Origin of the sequence: Streptomyces sp. NBC_01451 (genome assembly GCF_036227485.1) — a bacterium.
Classification (GTDB): domain Bacteria; phylum Actinomycetota; class Actinomycetes; order Streptomycetales; family Streptomycetaceae; genus Streptomyces.
The window spans coordinates 718,824-743,657 of sequence record NZ_CP109479.1 but is presented as its reverse complement, the minus strand read 5'-3'; the positions used below and the strand labels follow the sequence as shown (position 1 = coordinate 743,657).

Genomic DNA, 24,834 nt, shown 5'->3' with positions numbered 1-24,834 from the left:
GGATATTACGTCGTGGGGAATCGCGGCTAGGGTGAACGGATGAAGGCTCTCGTGCTCTCCGGCGGCGCCGGCACGCGGCTTCGGCCGATCACCCATACCTCGGCGAAGCAGCTCGTACCCGTGGCCAACAAGGCCGTGCTGTTCTACGGCCTGGAATCCCTCGCCGACGCGGGCATCACCGAGGTCGGCATGATCGTCGGCGACACCTCGGCCGAGATCGAGGAAGCGGTCGGCGACGGATCGAGGTTCGGCCTGAAGGTCACCTACATCCCACAGGAACGCCCCCTGGGCCTGGCCCACGCGGTGCTGATCGCCCGGGACTTCCTCGGTGACGACGACTTCGTCATGTACCTCGGCGACAACTTCATCATCGGCGGCATCAGCGACCTCGTCGACGAGTTCCGCCGCCTGCGGCCCGACGCCCAGATCCTGCTCACCCAGGTGCCCGACCCGCGCTCCTTCGGCGTCGCCGAACTCGACGCGGACGGCCAGGTGATCGGCCTGGAGGAGAAGCCCGAGCACCCCAAGAGCGACCTCGCGCTCGTCGGCGTGTACCTCTTCACCCCGGCGATCCACGACGCCGTACGCGCCATCCGCCCTTCCGGGCGCGGGGAGTTGGAGATCACCCACGCCATCCAGTACCTCATCGACGCCCGGTCCGACGTACGATCCACGCTCATCAAGGGCTACTGGAAGGACACGGGGAACGTCACCGACATGCTGGAGGTCAACCGCATGGTCCTGGAGGGCCTGGAGCGGCGGATCGACGGCGACGTGGACGACGCCTCCGAGACCATAGGGCGGGTGGTGATCGAGGAGGGCGCGAGCATCAGCCGCTCCCGCATCGTCGGCCCTGTCGTCATCGGCGCCGGAACCGTCGTCAGCGACTCCTACGTCGGGCCCTTCACCTCCGTCGCGGAGAACTGCCGGATCACCGACAGCGAGCTGGAGTTCTCCATCGTGCTGCGCGACTCCTCCATCGCCGGAGTGGGCCGCATCGAGTCCTCGCTCATCGGCAGGCACGTCGAGGTGACCCCGGCCCCCAGTGTTCCCAGCGCCCACCGACTCGTCCTCGGAGACCACAGCAAGGTGCAGATCCACTCATGAACCTCCTCGTCACCGGCGCCGCCGGATTCATCGGCTCCACGTACGTCCGCACACTCCTCGCGTCCGACGCCCCCGACGCGCCCCGGATCACCGTGCTGGACAAGCTCACGTACGCGGGCACCCTGGAGAACCTGCCGGTCGGGCACCCCCGGCTGGAGTTCGTCCAGGGCGACATCTGCGACGCCGAACTGGTCGACAAGCTGATGGCCGAGACCGATCAGGTCGTCCACTTCGCCGCCGAGTCCCACGTGGACCGCTCGATCGACGGCGCCGCCGACTTCGTCCGCACCAACGTCGTCGGCACCCAGGTGCTGCTGGACGCGGCCCTGCGCTACGGCGTCGGCCCCTTCGTGCACGTCTCCACCGACGAGGTGTACGGCTCGATCGAGTCCGGCTCCTGGCCCGAGGACCACCCGCTGGCCCCCAACTCGCCCTACTCGGCGTCGAAGGCGTCCTCGGACCTGCTTGCCCTCGCCTACCACCGCACCCACGGCCTGGACGTCCGTGTCACCCGCTGCTCCAACAACTACGGGCCGCACCAGTTCCCCGAGAAGGTCATCCCGCTCTTCGTCACCAACCTGCTGGACGGCAAGAAGGTCCCGCTGTACGGCGAGGGCCTCAACGTCCGCGACTGGCTGCACGTCGACGACCACTGCCAGGGCGTCGACCTGGTGCGCACCGGCGGCCGGCCCGGCGAGGTCTACAACATCGGCGGCGGCACGGAACTGAGCAACAAGGAACTCACCGGACTCCTCCTGGAGGCCTGCGGGGCCGACTGGGACAGCGTGGAGTACGTCGAGGACCGCAAGGGCCACGACCTGCGCTACTCCGTCGACTGGGGCAAGCTCCACGACGAGCTGGGCTACACCCCGCGCCACGACTTCGCCGCCGGACTCGCCGCCACCGTCGCCTGGTACCGCGACAACCGCGCCTGGTGGGAGCCCCTCAAGCAGCGCGTCGGCGCCGCGGAGAAGCAGGTCAAGGGATGAAGTGGCTCGTCACCGGCGCCGCCGGCATGCTCGGCCGCGACACCGTCGGGGAACTCCTCCGGCGCGGTGAGGACGTCGTGGGCCTCGCCCACGCCGCCCTGGACATCACCGACCCCGACGACGTGCGCCGCGTCTTCGCCGAGCACCGGCCCGACCTGGTCGTCAACTGCGCCGCCTACACCGCCGTCGACGACGCCGAGACGGACGAGGAGACGGCGCTCCGCATCAACGGCGTCGGACCGCGTCTGCTCGCCGAGGTCTGCGCGGAGCACGGCGCCCGTCTCATCCAGGTGTCCACCGACTACGTGTTCGACGGCGAGGCCCGGGACACCCCCTACCCCGAGGACCACACCCCGGCCCCGCGCACGGCGTACGGCCGCACCAAGCTCGCCGGCGAACAGGCCGTCCTGGCCGTGCTCCCGGACGCGAGCGCCGTCCTGCGCACGGCTTGGCTGTACGGCGCCCACGGCGGCAACTTCGTGCGTACGATGATCGACCTGGAGGCGCGCCGGGACACCCTCGACGTCGTCTACGACCAACGCGGCCAGCCCACCTGGAGCGCCGACGTCGCCGAACGGATCGTCGATCTCGGGCCCCGGATCGGCCCCGGGACGAGCGGTATCCTGCACGCCACCAACTCCGGCGAGACCACCTGGTTCGAGCTGGCGCGCGAGGTGTTCCGCCTCATCGACGCCGACCCGGACCGCGTGCGTCCCACCACCAGCGCGGCCTTCACCCGGCCCGCACCCCGACCCGCGTACAGCGCCCTCGGCCACGGCCGTTGGCAGCAGGCCGGTCTCGGACCTCTCCGTGACTGGCGTACCGCCCTGCACGAAGCACTGCCTCACATCCGCAAGGAGATTTCCTAGTGAAACGTCATGAGTTCCTCCGGGAGCTCCACAAGGTCAGCGCGAACAGGAACTACCTGGAGATCGGCGTCAACGACGGCCGAAGCCTGACCCTGTCCCGGGTACCGAGCATCGCGATCGACCCCGCTTTCAAGGTCGTCTCGGAGATCCGTGCCGACGTCCATCTCGCGAAGGCGACCAGCGACGACTTCTTCGCCCGGGAGAACCCCCTCGCCCACCTCAAGGGCGGCCGGCACCCGCTGCGCAACCTGGCCCGCAACCGCAGCCCGTTCGGCTACTGGCAGCGCACCACGCTCGACCTGTCGTTCATCGACGGCATGCACCTGTTCGAGTACGCGTTGCGCGACTTCATCAACGTCGAGAAGCACTCGGACTGGGCCAGCGTCATCGTCCTCGACGACATGCTGCCGCGCAGCATCGACGAGGCCGCCCGCGACCGGCACACCAACGCCTGGACCGGTGACGTCTACAAGCTGATCGAGATCCTCGCCCGGTACCGCCCCGACCTGGTCACGGTCCTCGTCGACACGGCGCCCACCGGACAGCTCATCGTCTTCGGCGCCGACCCGGACAACACGGTGCTGAAGGACAAGTACGACGAGATCATCGCGGAGTTCGAGGTCCCGGACCCGCAGAAGGTGCCCGAGAGCGTCCTGGAGCGGACGCCCGCGATCAAGCCGGAGACCCTGGTCGAGGCCGCCTTCTGGGCACCCCTCGTCAGGTCCCGCAACCGCGGCACCAAGCGCGGCAAGGGCCTGGAGCAACTGCGCCGCAGCCTGGCGCCGCTGAGCACCAGCCGCTGACGCCGGACTGAGCGGAACCTGCGGCCCCGGCAGCTGATCAGCTGCCGGGGCCGCAGGTCGTTTCTGTGGGGGAGTTACCGCTTGCCGCGCAGTTCCGCGTAGTAGGCCCTGCACTCCTCGTACGACGGCAGCAGCCCGGCCCGCTCCGCCTCCGCCAGCGTCGGCGCCTCGGCGTCCTTCTCCGACAGCACCGGCTCGATGCCCTCGGGCCAGGCGATGCCCAGCTCCGGGTCGAGCGGATGCACCCCGTGCTCACGGCCCGGCGCGTACCCCGTCGAGCACAGGTACACCACGGTGGCGTCGTCGGTGAGCGCCATGAAGGCGTGCCCGAGGCCTTCCGCGAGGAACACGGCGTGCCGGGTCTCGTCGTCGAGCCGGACCGCCTCCCACTGCCCATAGGTGGGCGAGCCGACCCGGATGTCCACCACGACGTCCAGGACCGCCCCGCGCACACAGGTCACGTACTTGGCCTGGCTCGGCGGTACGTCCGAGAAGTGCACCCCGCGGACGACGCCCCGGCGCGAGACCGAGCAGTTCGCCTGGGCGAGGGAGAGGTCGTAGCCGGTGGCCTCGCGGAACTCCGCGCCCCGGTACCACTCGTGGAAGGCGCCCCGGTCGTCCGGGAAGATCTTCGGCTCCAGTACCCAGGCACCTTCGATGTCCAGTGCTCGCATGCCGTCAGGCTCCGTTCCCGCGTCGCAGTCCGGCCTTGCGCGCGATCTTCCCGAGGGTGCGCCGCGCCTTGCGGACCAGCCGCTGCCCGGTGCCCGGCCCGGCCGGCTTGGCGGGCCGCACGACCTGCACACGGCCGGCCTTTGCGCTGAGGCCGACGGACATCGCCAGGAAGCGCGGCTCGCCGGCCTCCGGGGCGAGGCACAGCGACGGCTTCCACGTGCCGTCGGTCAGCGCGCCGCCGGGCAGTGTCGCCTCGACGAACGCCCCTGAGCCGTCGGAGGCGCCGGACAGTGTGCCGGACACCTCCACGGGCTCGGCGGACGCCGGAGAGGCCAGCCGCAGCAGCGCCTTGGTCTCACCGGGCACGTGCAGGGGCAGCGCCACGCGCAGACGGTCACCCGTGACGGTGACATCGTCCGGCTTCAGGCGGCCCAGACCCACGCCCTTGACCGCGCGGTCGACGTCCAGCGACAGCGTGGCCTGCTTCGCGGTCCAGTACGGCAGGACCACGCGACCGGCGACCACACCGGCCGGCGGCACCGGGCGGGGGTCCAGCCTCACCGGGCCGAGCCGGCACTCACGGGTCCAGCCGCCCAGCTTGATCCGGACGAACACGTCGAACAGTCCGCCGCCGAGCGCCACACCGCCCGCAGCCGTGCCGGGGTCGACGGTGGCCGTGCCGCGCAGCACCAGCCGCACCTGCCCGTCCTCGTCGGCCGGGAGGGTCTCGCGGGTCAGCTCGACCGGCTGGAAGAACTGGGCGGCCGTCGCCCGCTCACGCACCAGGAAGTCCGCCGTCGCACTGCCGAACCGGGCCACGGTCGACGCGCCCACCCGCGCGATCGCGTCGTCGGCGTCGGTGGGCGTGCCGTCCAGGTCGGCGCCGTCGCCGTCGTCCTCGGCGGGGAACGTCATCGGCCTGCCGCGCGAGGTGAACTCGGCGGTGAAACCGACGTGCAGCACGCCGTCCTGCCACTCCACGCTCTGCGGGGTTGCCGTGGGGGCGAGCGACGCCTCCCACTCGGCGAACGCCACCACGTCGTCCAGCCGGTCGGCGGCGATCAGCGCCGCCACGATCCGCTGCGCCTCCTGCATGCCGTTGGCGACACCCGGGCCGAAGCGCTCGACGACGACCCCGCGGATCTCGTCGAACATCTCCTTGCGGTAGTCCTCCGGCAGCTTCAGGAGACGGTTGCTACGCATGCGCTCGACCATCTCGTTGCGCAGCCAGCGCCGGAACAGCCGGTCGCGCACCACGCCCGGCTCGGTGTACCGCTCGACGACGTCGAGGGCCTCGCGCAGGTTGCGGAAGTAGCCGACCGGGTCGAAGCGCTGGAATCCCGCGTTCGAGGCGTCGTCGCGCTTGACGTGGTAGTAGCAGACGTAGTCGCTGAGCACGGAGACGTTGTCCGCGCGCAGGTACGCCTCGGTCACGAAGACATGGTCCTCCAGGCGCCGCCTGCCCTCGGGGAAGCGCAGCCCGATACGGTCGAGGAACGCGCGCCGGAGCATCTTGTGCGGGGTGAGGCTGTCGATCAGCGGGGCGTTCTCGACACTGGCCTTGGGGTGGTTGTGCCGGAACAGCTCGACCGGCACCGGGCGGCCCTTGCCGGCCATCTTGCCGACGATCACATCGGCGCCGTTGGCCACGCCGTACTCGTACATCCGCTCAAGGGCCTCGTCGCCGAGGTAGTCGTCGTTGTCGACGAACATCACGAACTCGCCCTGGGAGGCCTCGATGCCGACGTTGCGCGGCTTGCCCGACCAGCCCGAGTTCTCCTGGTGGATGACCCGGACACGCGGTTCCTCGGCGGCGAGCGCGTCCAGCAGGGCCGGGGTCTCGTCGGTGGAACCGTCGTCGACGAAGATCACTTCGTACTCGTCGGCGGGCAGCGACTGCCGCAGCAGCGACGCGACGCAGTCCTCGATGTACGGTCCCGGGTTGTACACCGGAACGATGACGCTGACCTTGACCGGCATGCGGCTGGAAGCCCCCTTTTTGGCTCTACTCCCCGTCTCCGCAAAGGCACGGTCCGGGCTGCCTGATACTAACCTCGCGCGGGCCCCGGACACCTGTCGGGGCGCGGGGCCCCCGTTGCCGAGCGGGGAACCGCGCGACCAGCCACGACGGCGCCGCGGACGGCTGACGCCAGAGCACCTTCGGTGAAGCGCCTACGATCCGGTTCGTGCACCTTCTGCTCCTCTCCGACACCCACCTCCCCAAACGCGCCAAGCACCTGCCGGCGGCCCTCCTCGCGGAACTCCCCCACGCCGACGTCGTGTTCCACGCCGGCGACTGGGTCGACACGGCCACCCTCGATCTCCTGGAGAGCCGCTGCCGGCGCCTCGTCGGCGTGTACGGCAACAACGACGGCCCCGACCTGCGGGCCAGACTCCCCGAGGTGGCGTACGCCGACCTGGGCGGCCTGCGCTTCGCGGTCGTCCACGAGACGGGCCCCGCCCAGGGCCGGGAGGCCCGCTGCGCCGCCCGCTTCCCCGGTGTGGACGTCCTGGTGTTCGGCCACAGCCACATCCCGTGGGACAGCACCGCGGACACCGGCCTGCGGCTGCTGAACCCCGGCTCGCCGACGGACCGGCGCCGACAGCCGCACTGCACCTACCTGACGGCCACGGTGACGGACGGCGGGCAGCTCACCGACGTGGATCTGCACAGGCTGCCGCCCCGGCTCCCTTGAGCGGCTGTCCGGCCCCGGCCGGATGGATGGCGCCGCCCGTCGCGGTCAGGGGCTCCCCGCTGCCGCCCCACCCCACGGCGACGATCTCGGCGGCCACCGACACCGCCACCTCCTCGGGCGTACGGGCGCCCAGGTCCAGCCCGATGGGGGAGCGCAGCCGGGACAGCTCGGGCCCGGTCAGGCCGGCCTCCGCCAGCCGCCTGTGGCGGTCGTCGTGGGTGCGGCGGCTGCCCATCGCCCCGATGTACGCGGCGGGCCGGCGCAGCGCCTCCAGCAGGAGCGGCACGTCGAACTTCGGGTCGTGGGTCAGGACGCAGATCACCGTGCGCTCGTCGGTGTCCGTGCCGCTCAGATAGCGGTGCGGCCAGTCGACGACCACCTCCACGCCCTCGGGGAAGCGTTTCGGGGTGGCGAAGAGCGGGCGGGCGTCGCACACGGTGACCCGGTAGCCGAGGAAGGCGCCGATCCGGGCCACGGCGGCGGCGTGGTCGATGGCGCCGAAGACGAGCATGCGGGGCGGGGGCGCGAAGGAGTTCAGGAACACGGTGACGGCGTCCTCGCGCCGCTCCCCGTGGGGCCCGTAGTGCCGCAACCCCGTAGCCCCCAGGGCGAGTTCACCGCGCGCGTCGGCGGTGACGGCCACGTCGAGGCAGGCCGTGCCCAGGGTGCCGGACACCCGGTCGGGCCAGACGGCGAGGGTGGCGCCGCGCGTCGCCGGACCGTCGGTCACGGTCGCCACGGTCACCGGCCGGCCCGACGTCACCGACTCCGCGACCGACGCGAAGGAGGGATCGAGGGCGGGGGAGACGGGCCGTACCAGCACGGTGATCTCGCCGCCGCACGTCAGCCCCACCGCGAAGGCGTCCTCGTCGCTGTAGCCGAAGGTCTCCAGCCGTGCCTCCCCGCTCGCCACGACCTCCTGGGCCAGCTCGAACACCGCGCCCTCGACGCAGCCCCCGGACACGCTGCCCACGACCTCGGCCCCGGGCCCCACGGCCATCGCGGCCCCGGGGTCACGAGGTGCGCTGCGGCTCACGGAGACGACGGTGGCGAGGCCGAACGGCTCACCGTTCGCGTACCAGCGCCCGAGCACCGGGAGAATGTCGCGCACGATTCGCTCCTTTTGTCGCCCATGTGACTTGATGATCGCCCATGAGAGTCAAAAGCTGAAGATTACTCAGGAGTCAGTTGGTATTGACGGCTCCTGATGCGCGCGGGACTGTAATGCACATGTCGAAGTTGCGTGTGCATCTGCTCGGCGTACTGGTCCTGGTCACGGGTTTCCTGACCACCGTCGGCTCCCAGCCCGCTCGGGCCGACACCCTTTGGTTCGACTCTCCCACCTCCACCACCCTCACCGTCCAGAACGGTCGGTTCACCGACGCTCTGGGCCGCGAGGTCGTGCTCCGCGGCTACAACGTCTCCGGCGAGACGAAGCTCAAGGAGAACAACGGACTGCCCTTCGCCTCGGTCGCCGACGCCAGGAAATCGGCGACCGCCCTGCGAGCGCTCGGCGGCGGCAACAGCGTCCGCTTCCTGCTCTCCTGGGCGTACGCGGAGCCCGTCCGTGGCTCGGTGAGCAGCAGCTATCTAGCCGCCGCCACCGCTCAGATGGGTGCCTTCCTGGACGCGGGCATCCGCGTCTATCCCGACTTCCACCAGGACCTCTACTCCCGCTGGCTCTTCGACTCGGACAGCTGGTACACCGGCGACGGCGCCCCCAAATGGGCCGTCGACCTCGGTGACTACCCGGACGAGTACTGCGGGATCTGCCCCTTCTGGGGACAGAACATCACCTCCAACGCGGCGGTGACGAAGGCGACTTACGACTTCTGGCACAACACCTACGGAATCCAGGACTCGTTCCTCGACACCGCGCAGAAGACGATGGCGTATCTGAAGCAGAACCTCACCAGTGCCCAGTTCACCGGTGTCGTCGGCTTCGACCCCTACAACGAGCCGCACTTCGGGACCCTCGACTCGGGCCAGACCAGCCGGGCCTGGGAGAAGGACGTCCTGTGGCCCTTCTACGTCAAGTTCCGGGCCCGGATGGACACGGCCGGCTGGCAGGACAAGCCCGCCTTCGTCGAGCCGAACCTCTTCTGGAACGCCAACATCGACTTCCAGAAGCAGGAGGGCGGACTGCTCGACGCCGGGACCATCGGCCCGCGCTACGTCTTCAACACCCACTTCTACGACCAGAAGGCGATCTCCGGCATCTTCATGTGGGGCAAGGCCGAGGACGGCCAGTACGCCACGGACATGGGTACGATCCGCGACCGGGCCGCCGCGGGTGGTACGACGGGGATCGTCAGCGAGTTCGGCCACCCGCTGAACGGCAACGTCTCCGACAAGGCGCCGACCGTCCTCAAGGCGATGTACCAGGGGCTCGACTCCCGTGTGAAGGGGGCGAGTTGGTGGGCCAATGCGAGCGGATCCGGCCCGGTGCTCTCCGGCAGCCAGTGGCAGTGGGACATCTACAACGGCCGCCACAACGAGCTGATGAACGACAACCCCGACAAGGTGCTCACCACCGGTGACGCCTGGAACGACGAGGACCTGTCCGCGGTACGCCTCGACGACTCCGGTACGGCGGTCCTGCGGCAGGACGCCCGCATGCTGGACCGCGTCTATCCGGGCGCCACGGCGGGCACGACGCTCGCCTTCACCTACGAGGACCGCTCCCGGGACGGGTCCACGACCCTCACCTGGAACCCGGTGCCGAGTTCACTGCCGAACGTGTCCACGCTGGTGGGCTCGGGGCAGTACAGCGTGCTGGTGTGGCGGTCGAAGGGCATCTCGGCGCCGACCGAGCTCCATCTGCCGGCGTCCTTCCCCACGGCGACCACCACGGTCGTCTCGGACCTCGGCACGGTCTACGGCCCGCCGGCCTACACCAGTACGACCCCGATCGCGGCGGGCACGGATCCCGGGAACACGGGAAGCCGCCGCCTGTTGCTCACCGCGCCGGACTCGGGAGTCCTGCACTACGCGCTGGTGACCAACGGGGCGACGGCTCCTTCGGCGAGCCTGCTGAGCGCCGCGCGGTCCGAACTGGCCTCGTGGGCCGCGCAGGAGTTCAGCTAGCCGGTCAACCGGCGGTCGACCGGCCAAGGAAAACCGGTCAGTTGGCCGCCGGGCCCGTCCAGTCCGCCTCGACATGGCCGAGGCGGACTCGCTGGGGGTGGTCGCCGACCGGCACGGACACCGTCTTCAGCCCGGTGGCGAAGTCGATGGCCGTGATCTGGTCGGCGCCGCTCTCCGAGATCACACAGGACTTGCCGTCGCCGCTCACCGTGGCCCAGTAGGGCTTCGAGGCGGTGACGAGCGGGCCCTCCTGGAGCGTCGCACGGTCGACGACCGTCGCGTAGTCGTCCATCGTGCCCGCGACGCACAGCTTCGTGCCGTCCGGCTTCATCGAAATGCCGTGGTGGCGCGAGTCGTTGACGAACGTGGTGCGGTCGTCGCTGGTCGCCGGGTTCTTCGGCAGGGTCTTCGTCCGGGTGATCTTGTCGGTGGCGAGGTCGTACTCGAAGAAGCCGTTGAAGAACGAGACCTGGAAGTACAGCTTCGACTCGTCGGGGGAGAAGACGGCCGGGCGGACGGCGTCCGAGTAGTCCGTGAGGCCGATGGCGTTGAGCCGGTCCCGCATGTCGATCACCTTCACCTGCTTGAAGGTGGCCGCGTCGACGACCGTGATCTTGCGGTCGCCCTTCGTGAAGTCCTGCCACGGCGCGTCCTGCGAGGTGTTGACGTCACCGATGGCCATGTTCCAGATGTACTTGCCGTCCTTGGTGAAGATGTTCTCGTGCGGCTTGTCGCCGGTGGCGAACGAGCCGATCTGCGCGCCGGTGTTGATGTTCAGCACGTGCACGGTGTTGGAGATCGAGGCGGAGACCGCGACCCGGGTGCCGTCGGGGGAGACCGCCATGTGGTCGGAGCGGTAACCCGACACGGGGAAGCGCCAGTTGATCGCCCCGGTGGCGAGGTCGATCGACACGACGTCGGCGAAGCTCGGCCGGGAGACGACCACGGACTTGCCGTCCGGCGTGGAGTACATGTCGTCGACCAGCTGGTCGTGGCCCTCGCCGACCCCGTTGCGGATGGCCATGAAGTAGATCCACTTGATCGGGTCGGCGTTGATCGCGGCCAGCCGCGCCGCCTTGTCCGGTACGACGTTGATCCGGCCGATCTTGGCGAAGTCGCCGGTGGACTTGACGACGTCCGCGGTGCCTTCCCAGTTGTTGCCGACGAACATCACCTCGCGCAGGCTCGCGGCGGCGGCCGTGTCGGAGTCCTCGGCCGCGGTCGCGGCGATGGCGGTGGTCGCGGGGGCGGTGACGGTCAGTACGAGGGCGGCGGCCATGGCGCAGAGGTACCTGGATCTGGAAGCAGGCATGCGTGCTCTCCCCTCCGGGAGTGGACAGACGGTGTGTGGCGGGTGCATGACATATGGGGCAAAAGGGGGAACGTGGCTGCGGGCGGAAAACTGAACACGGTCACGTTCAGATTGGACTTACTGGAAAGTAAGGAGGGGGTGCCCTTCTCCACAAGACTGCGTGCAAGACAAACTTGGCCACCGGACCGACGAAGGAGGGTTCATTGGCGGGCAGACTCAGGGCGCCGACCGGCCGTTATGCGGGCAAGACGGCCGAGGAACGGCAGACCGAACGGCGCCGGAGATTTCTGGACGCCGCACTCCAGCTGTTCGGCGACACCCCGGGCTACCGCTCGACGACGGTCGCCGCGCTCAGCGAGGCGGCCGGTCTGTCCACGCGCCAGTTCTACGAGGAGTTCCGCACCCTGGAGGACGTCCTGGCCGCCCTTCACCTCCAGGTCAACGACTGGGCCGAGGGAGCGGCGCTCACCGCGCTGGCCGCCGCCGAGGGCCTGCCCCTGGCCGAACGCGCCGCCGCCATATTCCGCGCCTACGCCGCCAACGTCACCGCCGACCCGCGCCGCATCCGCATGACCTTCGTCGAGATCATCGGCGTCAGCGCCCGCCTGGAGGAACAGCGCCTCGCCCGCCGCTCCCGCTGGGTGAACCTCATCTGCACGGAGGCGGAGGCCGCCGTCGTCCGCGGAGAGGCGGCGCCACGCGACTACCAGCTCGCCGCGACGGCGTTCATCGGCAGCGTGAACGGCCTGCTCCACGACTGGAGTGCCGGGTGGGTGGACGCCACGCTGGACGAGGTGGTGGACGAACTGGTGCAGATGCTGCTGGGCATCCTGCGCCCGGCCGGCTGGCTGCCCCCGGGAGCCGGGCACGCCGAGGCCGCCGGGCATGCCTAGGGCACAGGGCATGCCGGGAGCCCCAAGGATGCCGGGGGCACCGAGGGCGCTGGGGACCTCTGACGCCCGTCGCTCATGCGGTACCGCGACTGTCCGCCGACCCGGTCCGCGGGACAGGGCCGAGCTGCCGTGCCGCTGCCTCGACGGTCTGCTCCAGCAGCGTCGCGATCGTCATCGGACCGACGCCGCCCGGCACCGGTGTGATCAGTCCGGCCCGCTCGACGGCGGAGCCGAAGTCGACGTCGCCGATGTTCCCGGGGTTGTACCCGGCGTCGACGACGACGGCACCGGGCCTGATGTCCTCGCCCCGGATCAGCCGGGGCCGGCCCACGGCGGCGACCACGATGTCCGCCTCGCGGACGACGGACGGCAGGTCCCGGGTCCGTGAGTGGCAGTACGTGACGGTCGCGTCGCGCCCCAGGAGCAGCATGCCGACCGGCTTGCCGAGGATCGCGCTGCGGCCCACCACCACGGCCCGTCGGCCGGACGGGTCGACCCCGTACTCGTCGAGCAGCCGCATGATCCCGCCGGGCGTACAGGAGACGAAGCCCGGCAGCCCGAAGCTCATCGTCGCGAAGGACGCGAAGGTGACCCCGTCGACGTCCTTCTCGGGCGAGATCGCCTCGAACGCGGCCCGCTCGTCGATGTGCTCGCCCATCGGGTGCTGCAGCAGGATGCCGTGCACACCGGGATCCTCCGAGAGGGCGCGCAGTGTGCCGACCAGTTCCCCGGTGGTCGTGGCAGCGGGCAGTTCCACCCGGCGGGACTCGATGCCGGCCCTGCGGCAGCGGTTCTGCTTCATCCGGACGTAGGTGACGGAGGCGGGGTCCGCGCCCACCAGCACCGTCGCCAGACAGGGCCGCGCGCCCGTACGGACGGTGAGGTCGGCGGCTCGCTTCGAGGCGTCCTCGACGATGCGCCGGGCGAGACCGGTTCCGTCCATGAGCCTGGCCTGAGACATGATCCACTCCTGAGCCGACAGTCGTCATCGCCCAGGCGCACGGCACACGCACTCCGCGTCCACGGAACCGGTGCGGCACTCCGCGGGGCCGCTCCCCGGTGGTTCTCCACCTCAGCGCCAGTCACGACCCGCTGTCCAGCCTAAGCCCCGGCCCCGGCCGTGGAGTCAGGAACCCTCCTCGTCCCATGCCTGCAGCACGGTTTCATCGACGATCTTGCCGTCGCGCAGGGACAGCATCGCGGTGGCCAGGACGCGGACCCCGTCCGGGTACTCGCAGGACTCGGTGTAGGCGACCTGGTCGCCCTGGACGACGACCTGCTCCAGCTTGTGGGTCATGTCCCTGCCGTACACCTCGGTCAGCATGGCGCCGATCTCGCCGCGTCCGCGCTTGACCATCGGGTGACTGGGCTGGGTGTTGCGGTCGACGACGCGCAGTTCGGCGTCGTCGGCGTAGAGCGACAGCAGGACCGCCGCGTCGTGTCCTTCGATGCCCCGGCGCAGTGCTTCGATGTCGAAAGCGGGGCTTGCCGCAGTGCCCATGATGACCTCCTCCGAGGGCCGCGGCCCGATCGGACGCGGGCCGCGAGGGACCTCTCCTCCTGAGCGTCCTCCGTCCCGGGAACCTCGGCAAGCGCAGACGGAGGATGAGCCTGACGAGTGAGCGGGGCGCGGCGCCCGTGTCCGGCGCGGGGCGCGCACCGTTCATGAGTACATGATCTCAACACGACGAATCGCCGCCGCCGTTGGTCTCGCCGTCGGCGTGACCGGCCTCGCCGCCCCGCTGGCGAGCGCGGCTCCCGCCGCCGACCAGAACGCGGGCAAGCTGAACCCGATCTCCCAGCTCGACTCGCTCGCCGTGAGCGAGATTCCCGCCCAGTACCACGAGGACCTTCCCCGGGTTTCCAGCCAGCTGAGCTCGCTCAACCGCCTCAGCGACCTCAACCAGCTGCACCAGCTGACCGACCTGGCCGCCCCCGTGACCGGTCTGCTGCCGGGTATCGAGGCCTGACGGACGCACCGCACAGCGGGAACGAGGGCCGCCCGGCCGGACCGGGCGGCCCTCACCCTTGCCAAAAAGAAGTGCTCCCCAGACGGAGTGCGCTCAGCCGGTGGTCGCCAGGAACTGCGTGGCCGCCAGCTCGGCGTACAGCGGGTCCCCGGCGACGAGTTCGCGGTGGGTGCCCACCGCGCGGACGCGGCCCGCGTCCATCACCACGATCCGGTCCGCCATCGTCACCGTCGACAGCCGGTGGGCGACGACGAGAACGGTCGTCGTACGGGCGACATCCGCGACCGTGTCGCGCAGTGCCGCCTCGTTCACCGCGTCCAGCTGCGAGGTCGCCTCGTCGAGCAGGAGCAGCCGGGGGTGGCGCAGCAGGGCGCGGGCGATGGCCACCCGTTGGCGTTCGCCGCCGGACAGCTTGGTGCCGCGATGTCCGACCAGGGTGTCGAGGCCGCGCGGCAGCCGGTCCACCAGACCGTCGAGCCGGGTCGTCTTCACCACACGCGTGACCGCGTCCTCGTCCGCCTCCGGACTGCCCAGCAGCAGGTTGTCGCGCAGCGAGCCCGAGAGCACCGGAGCGTCCTGCTCGACATAGCCGATGGCGGAACGGAGTTCGGTCAGATCCCAGTCGGAGGCGTCCCGGCCGTCGACGGTGATGACACCGGACTCGGGGTCGTAGAACCGTTCGATGAGCGAGAAGACCGTGGTCTTGCCCGCACCGGAGGGACCGACGAACGCCGTCATGCCCCGGGGCGGCACGGCGAACGTCACGCCGTGGTGGACGTACGGGAGATCGCCGGCGTAGCGGAAGCGGACCTCGTCGAAGGCGAGTGACGCCGGTTCTGCGTCGGTGGCGGGGAGAGGCGCGGGGCGGGCGGACGACGGCTCGGCGGGCAGGGCGAGGGCCTCCTGGATGCGGGTGAGGGCCGCGGCGCCCGTCTGGTACTGGGTGATCGCGCCGACGACCTGCTGGATCGGCGACATCAGATAGAAGACGTAGAGGAGGAACGCGACCAGCGTGCCCACTCCGACCGCGCCCGTCGCGACCCGCGCGCCGCCCACCGCGAGCACCGTGATGAAGGCGATCTGCATCGCCAGACCTGCCGTGTTGCCCGCCGCGGCCGACCACTTGGCGGCGCTCACGCTCTGCCGCCACGACTCCTCCGCCGCCGCGTGCAGCCGCTGCTCCTCCCGGTGCTCGGCGCCGGACGCCTTGATCGTGCGCAGCGCGCCCAGCACCCGTTCCAGCGAGGCGCCCATGACACCGACCGCGTCCTGCGCCCGCCGGCTCGCCCTGTTGATGCGCGGCACGATCACCCCGAGCACGGTTCCCGCCCCCACGATCACGGCCAGGGTGACACCCAGCAGCACCGGGTCCACCAGGCCCATCATCACGATCGTCGCCACCAGGGTGAGACCGCCGGTGCCCAGGCCGACCAGCGAGTCGGTGGTGACCTCGCGCAGCAGGGTCGTGTCCGAGGTGACCCGGGCCATCAGATCGCCGGGCTCGGTGCGGTCCACGGCCGGAATCCGCAGCCGCAGCAGATAGGAGGACAGCGCCCGGCGCGCGCCGAGCACCACCGACTCCGCGGTGCGCCGCAGTACGTACGAACCCAGCGCGCCCAGCGCCGCGTTGGCGACGACCAGCGCCGACATCAGCACCAGCGCACCCGTGATCGTCCGGTCGTGGGACAGATCGTCGATGAGTCCACGCGCCACCAGCGGCAGCGCCAGCCCGGCGGCACCGGTGGCCAGCGACAGCAGGGCGCCCGCCAGCAGGGTCCACCGGTGCGGCCGTACGTATCCGAGAAGCAGCCGCCAGGCGGGCGGCGGCGGACCGGCGTTCGGCTCTGCGATGGTCACGGCGCTCCTGGGGAGGCGGACGGGCGGGACATTCACCCTACGTCGGCGGCCGGAGGAGAGGCGATACGGTTGTGCGCCCGCCCGTACCCCCGGCCTGTTCCGCCCGCCGTCACCGCCGCTGGAGCGACCGCCAGTCCCGGGCCGTCGCGAGTACGAGAGGTTCCGCCTCGCCGCCCGGCAGACAGCCCTCGATCAGGCCGGCCAGTACCTCGCCCGGGCCGAGTTCGAGATACGTGCTCACCCCGTCCTGCGCCAACAGGCCCACCCCGTCGGCGAATCGGACCGGCTCGCGCAGTTCGCGCACCCAGAACTCCGGCGTGGCCGCCTCGGCGCCGACGGGCTTCGCCGTGATGTCGGAGACGAGGGGCAGGGACGGGGCACGCAGGTCCAGTCCCTCCAGGGTGCGGCGGTACTCGTCGAGGAGCGGGTCCAGCTGCGGTGAGTGCGCGGCCACGTCGGTGCGCAGGGCCGCCGTTCGCCGGCCGCGCCCCGCCCACTCCTCCCGTACGGCGGCCACCGCTTCCCGGTCGCCCGAAACCACCACCGCCCGGGGCCCGTTGACAGCCGCGACCACCACCTCGGGCCCGAGGCACAGCTCCTCCGGGGATGCCTCCACCGCCGCCATCGCACCCCCCTCCGGCAGCGCGCCCATGAGTCGTGACAGCGTGCCCACGGCATGGCAGCCGTCCGCCGGCGAGAACACCCCGGCGGCGAGGGCGGCGGCCATCCGCCCCGCCGAGTACCCGAACAGCACGTCCGGGCGCACACCCCAGCTCTCCAGCAGCCGCAACTGCGCGACCTGGAGCGCGAAGACCGCCGGATTGCCGAACGCGATCCGGTCCAGCAGCTTGGCCGTGCGCGTTCCGGCCTCGGCGAACATCACGTCCAGCAGCGGCACGTCCAGATAGGGATCGAGCCCGGCGCACACCTCCTCCAGCGCCGTCGCGAACACCGGGAAGGAGGCGTGGAGTTCACGCCCCATCCCGGGCCGCTGGGACCCGCCGCCCGAGAACAGGAACGCGGTACGGCCGCGCGGAACGCCCCGTGCCGGGCGGGTCGGCTCCCGCGGGGCCGGTTCGACGGTCAACGTCCGTGCAGGAGCGGTGAGGTGCGCGACCACTTCCTCGGCCGACTCGCACACGACCATCCGTTCCAGATCGCCGGGGTGCAGGAAGCCCTCGTCCCGCGCGTGCTCCAGGAAGGCCAGCAGCGGACGGTAGAAGCCGTACGGGTCGAGCAGCAGACACGGCTTGCGATGGATGCGCAGCTGGGCCCAGGCGAGCGCCTCCAGCAGTTCCTCCGCCGTACCGAGGCCGCCCGGCAGTGCCACGAACGCGTCGCCCGACTCCGCCATGCGCGCCTTGCGTTCGTGGATGTCCGCGACCACCTCCAGCTCACTGAGACCGGTGTGCGCGATCTCGTACGGCAGCAGTCGGCGCGGTACGACGCCGGTCACCTTGCCGCCCCCTGCCAGAGCGGCGTCCGCGAGCGCGCCCATGAGGCCGGTGCGGGCCCCGCCGTACACGACCCGCAGGCCCGCCTCCGCGAGGGCGCGGCCCAGTGCGGCGGCGATGTCCCGGTGGCCGGGGCGGTGCCCGGGGGAGGCGCCGCAGAAGACGGTGACGGCGGTCACGGCCACAGTCCGTACCCCCGGGTGAGGACGGAGTGCGGGTCGTGGCGGTCCTTCGCGCGGGCGAGGGTCTCCCAGGCGGGGCCGAAGTGGGCCCGCCAGTCCCCGGGGGTCATCGGCAGCGCGCTGGTCGGGTGCAGGACACCGCCGAGTTCGAGCGCCCTCTCGTACAGTGCCCGGTTGGCGGCGACCGCCTCCCGGACGTTCTCGGGGGCGCCGGGCGGCGCGGTGCGCATCAGGGAGAGCAGGCACAGGAGTTCGCCGGCCGGCCTGCGCAGCAGCGGGGCGCGCAGGGTCCGGGAGGTGAGTGGACGCAGCTGGACCACTCCGCAGGCGCGCAGCCCGCTCTGCGCGTGGTCGGCCAGCACCGTCGGGACGAAGGCGGGGGCGGCCTCCTCCGGGAGGAGCAGTGTCAGCCAGGGGTGCGGGCGCTGCCACTCGCCGGTGGTGCGCAGGATCCGCTCGTCGCGGTCCATGCGCCGCAGGAACTCCTCGTACGAGAGGTTCTCGATCTCCTCGGTGTCCCGGTCGTGCCGCAGGCCGCCGGTCAACAGGGTGTCGTCACAGGGCAGTTGGCCGTCGCACGGAGCCACCGCCTCGATCATGTAGTCCCAGGCACCGCCGAGCGCGGGACGCGCCTGGCCGCTCACATGGCTGAAGCGGTCGTCGCGGGCCAGCGCGCGCTGGTCGGCGAAGAACTCGCCGGGGGAGTGGTGGTAGAGGCGGAAGCGGCGCACCAGGACGGGCGCCGGTACCAGGTCGAGCGTGGCCCGCACGATCAGGGCGCACTGGCCGAGGCCCGCCAGCACGGCGTCGAACAGGTCCGGGTGGTGCTCGCGCGAGCAGGTCACCTCCTTGCCCGCGCCCGTGACCACGTCCAGCTCCCGCACGTGATCGGCGACCAGACCGTGCCGGTGACTGGAGCCGCCCATGCCTCCGGTGCTCAGCAGCCCGCCGACGCTGCCGCCGAGGTGGTCGGGGAGCACGGGTGGGGTGAGCCCTTCGGCGAGGGCGGCGCGGACGACCTCGCTCCAGCGGGCGCCCGCCCCGGCGGTCAGCGTCCGTGCGCCCGGCGCGCAGCGCACCTCGTCGAGAGCGCTCAGGTCGACGACGTACCCGCCCTCGGCCTGGCTCTGGCCGTACACGGAGTACCCGCCGCCCCGGGCGGTCACCGGCAGACCGTGCGGGCCGGCCAGTGCGACGAACTCCCGCAGCGCGGCCACGGACGGGGGCGTGAGCACACCGAGCGGCCGTGAGCCGACGATGTGCCCGAAGTCGTCGGCGGCCCGGACCACGTCCTCGGCCGCGGAGCCGGGGAACGGGACGAGGTGATCCGGCCGGGAAATGATGCCGGTCACTCCCTTCACGCGGCACGCCCCAGCATGCTCGGATCGAGCACCGGTACCGATATCCGCTTTTCGAAGGTTTCGGTGAACACACGGCTCTGCAGAATGCCGTGTTCCGCATGCCGCAGAGCTATCAGGGACGCCATCCTCGACCGTACCGGACCGGGCAGCACCTTTTTGTGAATGGTCTCTACATCGAGTGAATATTTCGCACAGCATTCCAGGACGGCCTCGAAACCGTTCACCGACGCCGCGAAACGCCGTTTCCGGGGGTCGGCCCAGAGTGCGGCCAGCTCCTCCAGGAGGCTGCGGTCGGGGGGCGGTGGCGCGAGCATCGTCAGCGCGCGGCGGGTGAGTGCCTCGACGTAGTCGTCGTACGCGGGCAGCGGCAGCACCCGTACGGACAGCTGCCAGGGCAGGGGGGTGCACCGCTCGGCCAGCACCTTCAGCAGGGAGATCGAACCGCCCTCGACGATCACGAAGGGGTGCTGTGCGCCCAGCCGTTCCACCAGGGCGAACAGGGAGTCGGCCGCCGCGTCCGCGCCGAGGTCGCCGTCGGCGACCGTCCGGTCGGCCAGCCAGTAGCGCCGCACACCCGGGGCCTGTGCCCCCGCGCGGGCACTGGTGGTGGCCAGGTCCGTGAAGCACTGGAGGCGGTCGGCGACGACGACCGGCGCCCCGGTGACCCGGGCCAGGTCGTTGGCCGCGGCACTCTTCCCCGCCCCTGTCGGGCCCGCGATCAGATGAACAAAAGGACGAACCGTGCAATCCGCCGGGATCTCGGCCATCGGAGTTTCCCTCCTGATCCGTGCAACCGTTGCTGAGCACGGACAAGAGAAGCACGGCCTGACACGCGTCAACACCAGTTCGCAGCCTGGGCAGGGCAAAGAAATACCCACATTTTCCTGCGCTTGTTAAAGGCTGGAAAAATCGGCGTGGAAGAAGGGATGATTGGGAATCCGCAACGGGGTCGAGGGAGCGACAGGCTCCTTTTTTAATGCATTCCTAACGCGTTCATCAGGCTCTTACCCAGGAGGACTCCGTGCAATCCGAGATGTTGCTCGCCGCCGCCGACGCCCTGCCGCTCACGGGTCGCGACGAGGACGGCCCGGACGCCAAGATCCTCGTCGGACTCGGTGTCCCGGCGGAACTCGCCAGGTTCGCCGCCCGCCCCGACTGGACCGTGTATGTCCCCGGTCATCCCGACGAGGTGCGGCGGGTCGTGCTGACCGCCATGGCCCGCGGTGAGCGGGCGTACGTCCATGTGTCGGCCGAGTCCAACGCCGAACCGCACGGCGCGACCGACGGTTTCGAACCGGTCCGGGACGGAAGCGCCGGCGTGGTGGTCGCGGTGGGTGCCACGCTCGACCCGGTGCTGCGGGCCACGGCCGGACTGGACCTCGCCGTCCTCTACACGGCCACCGTCCGCCCGTTCGACGAGGTCGGACTGCGTACGGCCGTGCTCGCCGCCGACCACGCGGACGTGGTGCTGGTCGAGCCCTGCCCGCGCGGCACCTCGGCCCATCACGTCGCCGGCACGCTGGTCCACGTCCCGCACCGGCTGCTTGCCCTCGGTGGGCCGGGCTGCCTGGACGAGACCGAACTCGCCCGGGCCGTCCGGGACTTCATGCGCTGACGTCGGTGGCACGCCTGGCCTCTTCGGCGGACCCGGTGGACTCGGCGCGTTCCCCGGACCGCCGGGCGAGCGCGGCGAGGGTGGCGTCGAGGTCTGCGGGCCGGGGTCGGTTGTGCGGCAGCCTGGACAGCAGGTGGGCCATGCCGCAGGTGTTGCTGACGGCCGAGAAGACGAGACCGCCCGCGACCCCCGCGGACAGCAGTCGCCAGCCGGTGTGCAGGCGGCCCAGCCCGAGGCCCGCGAGGACGATGCCGCCCGCGGTGAGGCGGACCTGGCGTTCCATGGACCAGGTGGCGCGGGCCCCGGCCGCGGGGTGCTGAAGCGCGTGCCCCTGATCGAGCCAGCCCTGGGTGCCGCCGGTCAGGGTCATGGCCGGGACGCCGTTCTCGGCGAGGACCGAGCAGGCGGACTCGGAGCGGGCACCGGAGGCGCAGACGACGAGCAGTTCGCCCTGGTCCGCCGCCTCCCTGAGGGCGGGCAGCGCGCGGCGGAGCTGGTCCAGGGGGATGTTGAGGGCGCCGGGAAGATGTCCGGAGGCGTACTCGCCGGGGGTGCGGACATCGACGACGGTCAGCTGGGGCAGGCGGGTACGGGCCTGGTCGGTGTCGAGAGCGAGGGGAGCGGTCATGGGGGACAGGGAACCTTTCCTGGAGTGGAGGGTAAAATACCCCTAAGGGTATGCGGCGGGGGATGTGAAGGAGTGGTTGTGGAACTGCAGTTCGAGGGTGATGAGCTCAAGTCGGTGCTGAACCGGCTGCGCCGGGCGCAGGGGCAGATCTCCGGAGTGATCAGGATGATCGAGGAGGGCCGCGACTGCGAGGAGGTCGTCACCCAGCTCGCCGCCGCCTCGCGCGCCCTGGACCGGGCGGGCTTCGCCATCATCGCGACCGGACTCCAGCAGTGCCTGACCGACGTGAAGGCGGCCGAGCGGAACGGCGAGACGAAGGAGCAGATGCGGGCCCGGCTGGAGAAGCTGTTCCTGTCACTGGCGTAAGCGTGTTCGGAGGGTGAGCGGTGGGCGGTGGCCGGCCGGTGATCACGCCAGCGTGTCGGCCAGCATGAACAACGTCACCGTCGGCAGTGCCCAGGCGAAGGTGACACGCACGCCTCGTCGAGCGGCGGCCCCGATCACCCGGTCGACGTCCCGCGGCGGATCGATCACCACGGCCCGGTGCTGTCCTCCCGTCAGGCAGCCACGGTTGCCCAGTACCGGCACATCGATGCGGTCGACGAAGTTCATGGCGGCACTCCCCTCTTGGTGGAGACTCATGGAAATTACCCCCTTGGGTATGTCTCCCACCGTTGCAGAAGTACCCCAGGGGGTATTTTCGTCATGGGCTCGACGGTGAGCGTGCCGTTACCGATCGGTCGCACGTAGGGTCGGAGCGAAGAACCGAACATTGGCCGATGGAAGGGTTCAGCACCATGGCGCAGGAAGTACGCGGCGTGATCGCACCGGGCAGGAACGAACCGGTGCGGGTCGAGACGATCGTCGTGCCGGACCCCGGGCCGGGCGAGGCCGTGGTCGGGATCCAGGCCTGCGGGGTGTGCCACACCGACCTGCACTACAAGCAGGGCGGGATCAACGACGACTTCCCCTTCCTGCTCGGGCACGAGGCGGCCGGGGTCGTGGAGTCGGTGGGGGAGGGGGTCACGGACGTGGCTCCCGGTGACTTCGTGATCCTCAACTGGCGTGCGGTGTGCGGGAACTGTCGGGCGTGTCTGCGTGGGCGGCCGTGGTACTGCTTCAACACGCACAACGCCAAGCAGAAGATGACCCTGCTCGACGGCACCGAGTTGTCGCCCGCGCTGGGTATCGGTGCCTTCGCCGAGAAGACGCTCGTCGCGGCCGGGCAGTGCACCAAGGTCGACCCCTCCGTGTCGGCCGCCGTCGCCGGACTGCTGGGCTGCGGCGTGATGGCCGGTATCGGTGCCGCCATCAACACCGGGAACGTCGGACGCGGCGACACGGTCGCGGTCATCGGCTGCGGTGGGGTCGGGGACGCGGCGGTCGTCGGGTCGAACCTGGCCGGCGCCGCGAAGATCATCGCCGTCGACATCGACGACCGGAAACTGGCCACCGCCCGAACGATGGGTGCCACCCACACGGTCAACTCCAAGGAGACCGACCCGGTCGAGGCGATCCGTGAGCTGACCGGCGGCAACGGCGCGGACGTCGTCATCGAGGCGGTGGGCCGCCCGGAGACGTACAAGCAGGCGTTCTACGCCCGTGACCTCGCCGGGACGGTCGTTCTCGTCGGTGTGCCGACGCCGGAGATGAAGCTGGAGCTGCCGCTGATCGACGTCTTCGGCCGCGGTGGCTCGCTGAAGTCGTCCTGGTACGGCGACTGCCTGCCCTCCCGCGACTTCCCCATGCTCATCGACCTGCACCTCCAAGGCCGCCTGGACCTCGCCAAGTTCGTCACGGAGACCATCCAACTCGACGAGGTCGAGAAGGCGTTCGAGCGGATGCACGGCGGCGACGTACTGCGTTCCGTGGTGGTGCTGTGATGGCCGCCCGCATCGAGCGCCTCGTCACCTCCGGGCAGTTCAGCCTCGACGGCGGCACCTGGGACGTCGACAACAACGTGTGGATCATCGGCGACGACAGCGAGGCGGTCGTCATCGACGCCGCCCATGACGCCGACGCCATCGCGGAGGCCGTCGGCGACCGGCGCCTGACCGCCATCGTCTGCACCCACGCCCACAACGACCACATCGACGCCGCCCCCGCCCTCGCCGCCCGCACCGGCGCCCCCATCTGGCTGCACCGCGACGACCTGCCCCTGTGGAAGCAGACCCACCCGGACCGGGAACCCGACGCCTGGCTGACCGACGGCCAGGTGATCGAGGCCGGCGGCGCCGCTCTCACGGTCCTGCACACGCCCGGACACGCGCCGGGCGCGGTCTGCCTCCACGACCCGGGACTCGGCACCGTCTTCACCGGCGACACCCTCTTCAACGGGGGACCGGGCGCCACCGGCCGCTCCTACTCCCACTTCCCGACGATCATCGACTCGATCCGGGACCGGCTCCTCGCCCTCCCGCCCGGGACGAAGGTCCTCACCGGTCACGGCGACCCCACCACCATCGGGGCGGAGGCACCGCACCTCCAGGAGTGGATCGACCGGGGCCACTGACGGCCACGGACCCGGACACCGCACGCCTGTGGGCGCCCTCCGCCTCGACGGAGGGCGCCCACAGGGACGTACAGGGGACGTACACAGCAGGTCCGGATGTCTAGGCGGCGACCGGCAGACCCGGGGTCCGGACGACCTGCCGGTCGGCGTCCACCGCGAACACCTCGCAGCCCTTGCGCGCGGCGGCCCACTCGATGCCCTCCGCGCCCATCGCGAACGCGGCCGTCGCCGTCGCGTCCGCCTCGGTGAGCGTGGCGGCGACCACGGTCAGACTCAGCAGCCCGGTCGCCGGGAGTCCGGTGCGGCCGTCGAGGATGTGGTCGCCCCGTTCATAGCGGGCGGACGTCGCCACACCCCCCTCGGTGATCTCCAGCACCGTGCACAGCTGGTCGGCGTGCTCGGGGTGCCGTACCCCCACCCGCCAGGGGCGCCCGGCGGCGACCACATCACCGCCGGCGTTCAGGCAGTACGTCCGTACACCCGCCGCCTCCAGCAGGTCCGCCGCCCGCTGCACAGCCCAGCCCTTCACCATCGCGCACGGGTCCAGGCCCCGGCCGGGCAGCCGTACGTCGAACGCGCCCCCGGTCGCGACCCGGTACTCCTCGCACAGGCCGAGCACCTCGGTGAGGTCCGCGCTCAGCGCGCCGGCCTCCAGTTCGCCCCGGTCGAGCCGGGACACCTCGCTGTCGGGCTTGAAGGGGCTGAAGCGCGCGTCGACCTCGTGGAGCCAGGCGAACACGGCGTCCGCCGTCTCGGCCCGGACGTTCTCGTCGTCGATCCGCAGCGAGATCGGGAACCCCATGATGTGCTCGACGCGCCGCATG

25 protein-coding genes and 1 riboswitch are annotated in these 24,834 nt (G+C 70.9%); of the genes, 12 read left to right on the top strand and 13 right to left on the bottom strand.

The annotated features are described in order from the left end of the window. Positions 1-39 precede the first annotated feature (39 nt). The 4 genes from OG595_RS03315 to OG595_RS03300 are packed head-to-tail and all read left to right on the top strand — an operon-like array spanning position 40 to position 3,768. Positions 40-1,107, top strand: coding sequence for a glucose-1-phosphate thymidylyltransferase (locus tag OG595_RS03315; RefSeq protein ID WP_329267570.1), 1,068 nt, complete (start codon positions 40-42; stop codon positions 1,105-1,107). Continuing rightward, positions 1,104-2,096 (top strand): dTDP-glucose 4,6-dehydratase, encoded by a 993-nt coding sequence (rfbB, locus tag OG595_RS03310; protein ID WP_329267568.1) that lies wholly within the window; start codon positions 1,104-1,106, stop codon positions 2,094-2,096. The genes OG595_RS03315 and rfbB overlap by 4 nt, the downstream gene beginning before the upstream one ends. After that, complete coding sequence (rfbD, locus tag OG595_RS03305) at positions 2,093-2,965, top strand: dTDP-4-dehydrorhamnose reductase (protein ID WP_329267566.1); 873 nt, start codon at positions 2,093-2,095, stop codon at positions 2,963-2,965. The genes rfbB and rfbD overlap by 4 nt, the downstream gene beginning before the upstream one ends. Continuing rightward, positions 2,965-3,768 carry a class I SAM-dependent methyltransferase gene (locus tag OG595_RS03300; RefSeq protein WP_329267565.1) on the top strand — a complete coding sequence of 268 codons (804 nt, stop codon included), beginning with the start codon at positions 2,965-2,967 and terminating at the stop codon, positions 3,766-3,768. Before rfbD ends, OG595_RS03300 begins: the two co-directional genes overlap by 1 nt. A gap of 74 nt (positions 3,769-3,842) precedes the next feature. Here the strand turns inward: OG595_RS03300 and rfbC are convergent, their stop codons facing one another. Continuing rightward, positions 3,843-4,442, bottom strand: a complete 600-nt coding sequence (gene rfbC, locus OG595_RS03295; RefSeq protein WP_329267563.1) for a dTDP-4-dehydrorhamnose 3,5-epimerase — start codon at positions 4,440-4,442, stop codon at positions 3,843-3,845. A gap of 4 nt (positions 4,443-4,446) precedes the next feature. Continuing rightward, a complete protein-coding gene (locus tag OG595_RS03290) occupies positions 4,447-6,423 on the bottom strand; it encodes a glycosyltransferase family 2 protein (protein ID WP_329267561.1) in 1,977 nt (658 codons plus the stop codon). Positions 6,424-6,629: 206 nt separating this feature from the next. Here OG595_RS03290 and OG595_RS03285 point away from each other — a divergent pair, with 206 nt between their 5' ends. Continuing rightward, positions 6,630-7,139, top strand: coding sequence for a metallophosphoesterase family protein (locus OG595_RS03285; RefSeq protein WP_329267559.1), 510 nt, complete (start codon positions 6,630-6,632; stop codon positions 7,137-7,139). On the opposite strand, the gene OG595_RS03280 is transcribed toward OG595_RS03285, so the two are convergent. Further along, on the bottom strand, positions 7,096-8,250 hold the full coding sequence (locus tag OG595_RS03280) for an XdhC/CoxI family protein (protein ID WP_329267557.1): 1,155 nt from the start codon (positions 8,248-8,250) through the stop codon (positions 7,096-7,098). The genes OG595_RS03285 and OG595_RS03280 overlap by 44 nt on opposite strands. A 113-nt stretch (positions 8,251-8,363) precedes the next feature. On the opposite strand from OG595_RS03280, the gene OG595_RS03275 reads away from it, so the two are divergent. Further along, positions 8,364-10,226 (top strand): endoglycosylceramidase, encoded by a 1,863-nt coding sequence (locus OG595_RS03275; RefSeq protein ID WP_329267555.1) that lies wholly within the window; start codon positions 8,364-8,366, stop codon positions 10,224-10,226. Between the two features lie 37 nt (positions 10,227-10,263). On the opposite strand, the gene OG595_RS03270 is transcribed toward OG595_RS03275, so the two are convergent. Beyond that, positions 10,264-11,538: a YncE family protein gene (locus OG595_RS03270; protein WP_329267554.1), complete on the bottom strand. Its 1,275-nt coding sequence runs from the start codon at positions 11,536-11,538 to the stop codon at positions 10,264-10,266. A 203-nt stretch (positions 11,539-11,741) separates the two neighbouring features. On the opposite strand from OG595_RS03270, the gene OG595_RS03265 reads away from it, so the two are divergent. Continuing rightward, entirely contained in the window at positions 11,742-12,431 is a 690-nt protein-coding gene (locus tag OG595_RS03265; protein ID WP_329267552.1) for a TetR/AcrR family transcriptional regulator, read from the top strand. 73 nt (positions 12,432-12,504) lie between these two features. On the opposite strand, the gene OG595_RS03260 is transcribed toward OG595_RS03265, so the two are convergent. Beyond that, entirely contained in the window at positions 12,505-13,392 is an 888-nt protein-coding gene (locus OG595_RS03260; protein ID WP_329267550.1) for a bifunctional 5,10-methylenetetrahydrofolate dehydrogenase/5,10-methenyltetrahydrofolate cyclohydrolase, read from the bottom strand. Positions 13,393-13,414: 22 nt separating this feature from the next. Next, a riboswitch (ZMP/ZTP riboswitch) is annotated at positions 13,415-13,527 on the bottom strand. 30 nt (positions 13,528-13,557) lie between these two features. Beyond that, a complete protein-coding gene (locus OG595_RS03255; RefSeq protein ID WP_329267547.1) occupies positions 13,558-13,932 on the bottom strand; it encodes a nuclear transport factor 2 family protein in 375 nt (124 codons plus the stop codon). A gap of 172 nt (positions 13,933-14,104) precedes the next feature. On the opposite strand from OG595_RS03255, the gene OG595_RS03250 reads away from it, so the two are divergent. Then, a complete protein-coding gene (locus OG595_RS03250; RefSeq protein WP_329267544.1) occupies positions 14,105-14,401 on the top strand; it encodes a hypothetical protein in 297 nt (98 codons plus the stop codon). Positions 14,402-14,494: 93 nt separating this feature from the next. On the opposite strand, the gene OG595_RS03245 is transcribed toward OG595_RS03250, so the two are convergent. The 4 genes from OG595_RS03245 to OG595_RS03230 form a co-directional block, all read right to left on the bottom strand. After that, complete coding sequence (locus OG595_RS03245; RefSeq protein ID WP_329267542.1) at positions 14,495-16,258, bottom strand: ABC transporter ATP-binding protein; 1,764 nt, start codon at positions 16,256-16,258, stop codon at positions 14,495-14,497. Positions 16,259-16,367: 109 nt separating this feature from the next. After that, complete coding sequence (locus OG595_RS03240) at positions 16,368-17,891, bottom strand: TIGR00730 family Rossman fold protein (RefSeq protein WP_329267539.1); 1,524 nt, start codon at positions 17,889-17,891, stop codon at positions 16,368-16,370. After that, a complete protein-coding gene (locus OG595_RS03235) occupies positions 17,888-19,246 on the bottom strand; it encodes an FAD-binding protein (protein ID WP_329267536.1) in 1,359 nt (452 codons plus the stop codon). Before OG595_RS03235 ends, OG595_RS03240 begins: the two co-directional genes overlap by 4 nt. Before the next feature lie 5 nt (positions 19,247-19,251). After that, a complete protein-coding gene (locus OG595_RS03230) occupies positions 19,252-20,022 on the bottom strand; it encodes an isopentenyl transferase family protein (RefSeq protein ID WP_329267533.1) in 771 nt (256 codons plus the stop codon). A gap of 254 nt (positions 20,023-20,276) precedes the next feature. Between OG595_RS03230 and OG595_RS03225 the strand changes: the two genes are divergently transcribed. Then, positions 20,277-20,870: a transketolase gene (locus OG595_RS03225; protein ID WP_329267530.1), complete on the top strand. Its 594-nt coding sequence runs from the start codon at positions 20,277-20,279 to the stop codon at positions 20,868-20,870. On the opposite strand, the gene OG595_RS03220 is transcribed toward OG595_RS03225, so the two are convergent. Continuing rightward, positions 20,860-21,498, bottom strand: a complete 639-nt coding sequence (locus tag OG595_RS03220; RefSeq protein WP_329267527.1) for a rhodanese-like domain-containing protein — start codon at positions 21,496-21,498, stop codon at positions 20,860-20,862. The genes OG595_RS03225 and OG595_RS03220 overlap by 11 nt on opposite strands. A 78-nt stretch (positions 21,499-21,576) precedes the next feature. Here OG595_RS03220 and OG595_RS03215 point away from each other — a divergent pair, with 78 nt between their 5' ends. Next, positions 21,577-21,864, top strand: coding sequence for a metal-sensitive transcriptional regulator (locus tag OG595_RS03215; RefSeq protein ID WP_164311857.1), 288 nt, complete (start codon positions 21,577-21,579; stop codon positions 21,862-21,864). A gap of 42 nt (positions 21,865-21,906) precedes the next feature. Here the strand turns inward: OG595_RS03215 and OG595_RS03210 are convergent, their stop codons facing one another. Further along, complete coding sequence (locus OG595_RS03210; protein ID WP_443072948.1) at positions 21,907-22,110, bottom strand: hypothetical protein; 204 nt, start codon at positions 22,108-22,110, stop codon at positions 21,907-21,909. 185 nt (positions 22,111-22,295) lie between these two features. Here OG595_RS03210 and OG595_RS03205 point away from each other — a divergent pair, with 185 nt between their 5' ends. Next, positions 22,296-23,381, top strand: a complete 1,086-nt coding sequence (locus tag OG595_RS03205; RefSeq protein WP_329282607.1) for an S-(hydroxymethyl)mycothiol dehydrogenase — start codon at positions 22,296-22,298, stop codon at positions 23,379-23,381. Continuing rightward, the gene (locus tag OG595_RS03200) at positions 23,381-24,010 is read left to right on the top strand and encodes an MBL fold metallo-hydrolase (protein WP_329267522.1); all 630 of its coding nucleotides are present in this window, start codon (positions 23,381-23,383) and stop codon (positions 24,008-24,010) included. The genes OG595_RS03205 and OG595_RS03200 overlap by 1 nt, the downstream gene beginning before the upstream one ends. Before the next feature lie 100 nt (positions 24,011-24,110). Here OG595_RS03200 and OG595_RS03195 read toward each other — a convergent pair whose 3' ends face one another. Then, on the bottom strand, positions 24,111-24,833 hold the full coding sequence (locus tag OG595_RS03195) for an FAD:protein FMN transferase (RefSeq protein WP_329267520.1): 723 nt from the start codon (positions 24,831-24,833) through the stop codon (positions 24,111-24,113). Position 24,834 lies beyond the last annotated feature (1 nt).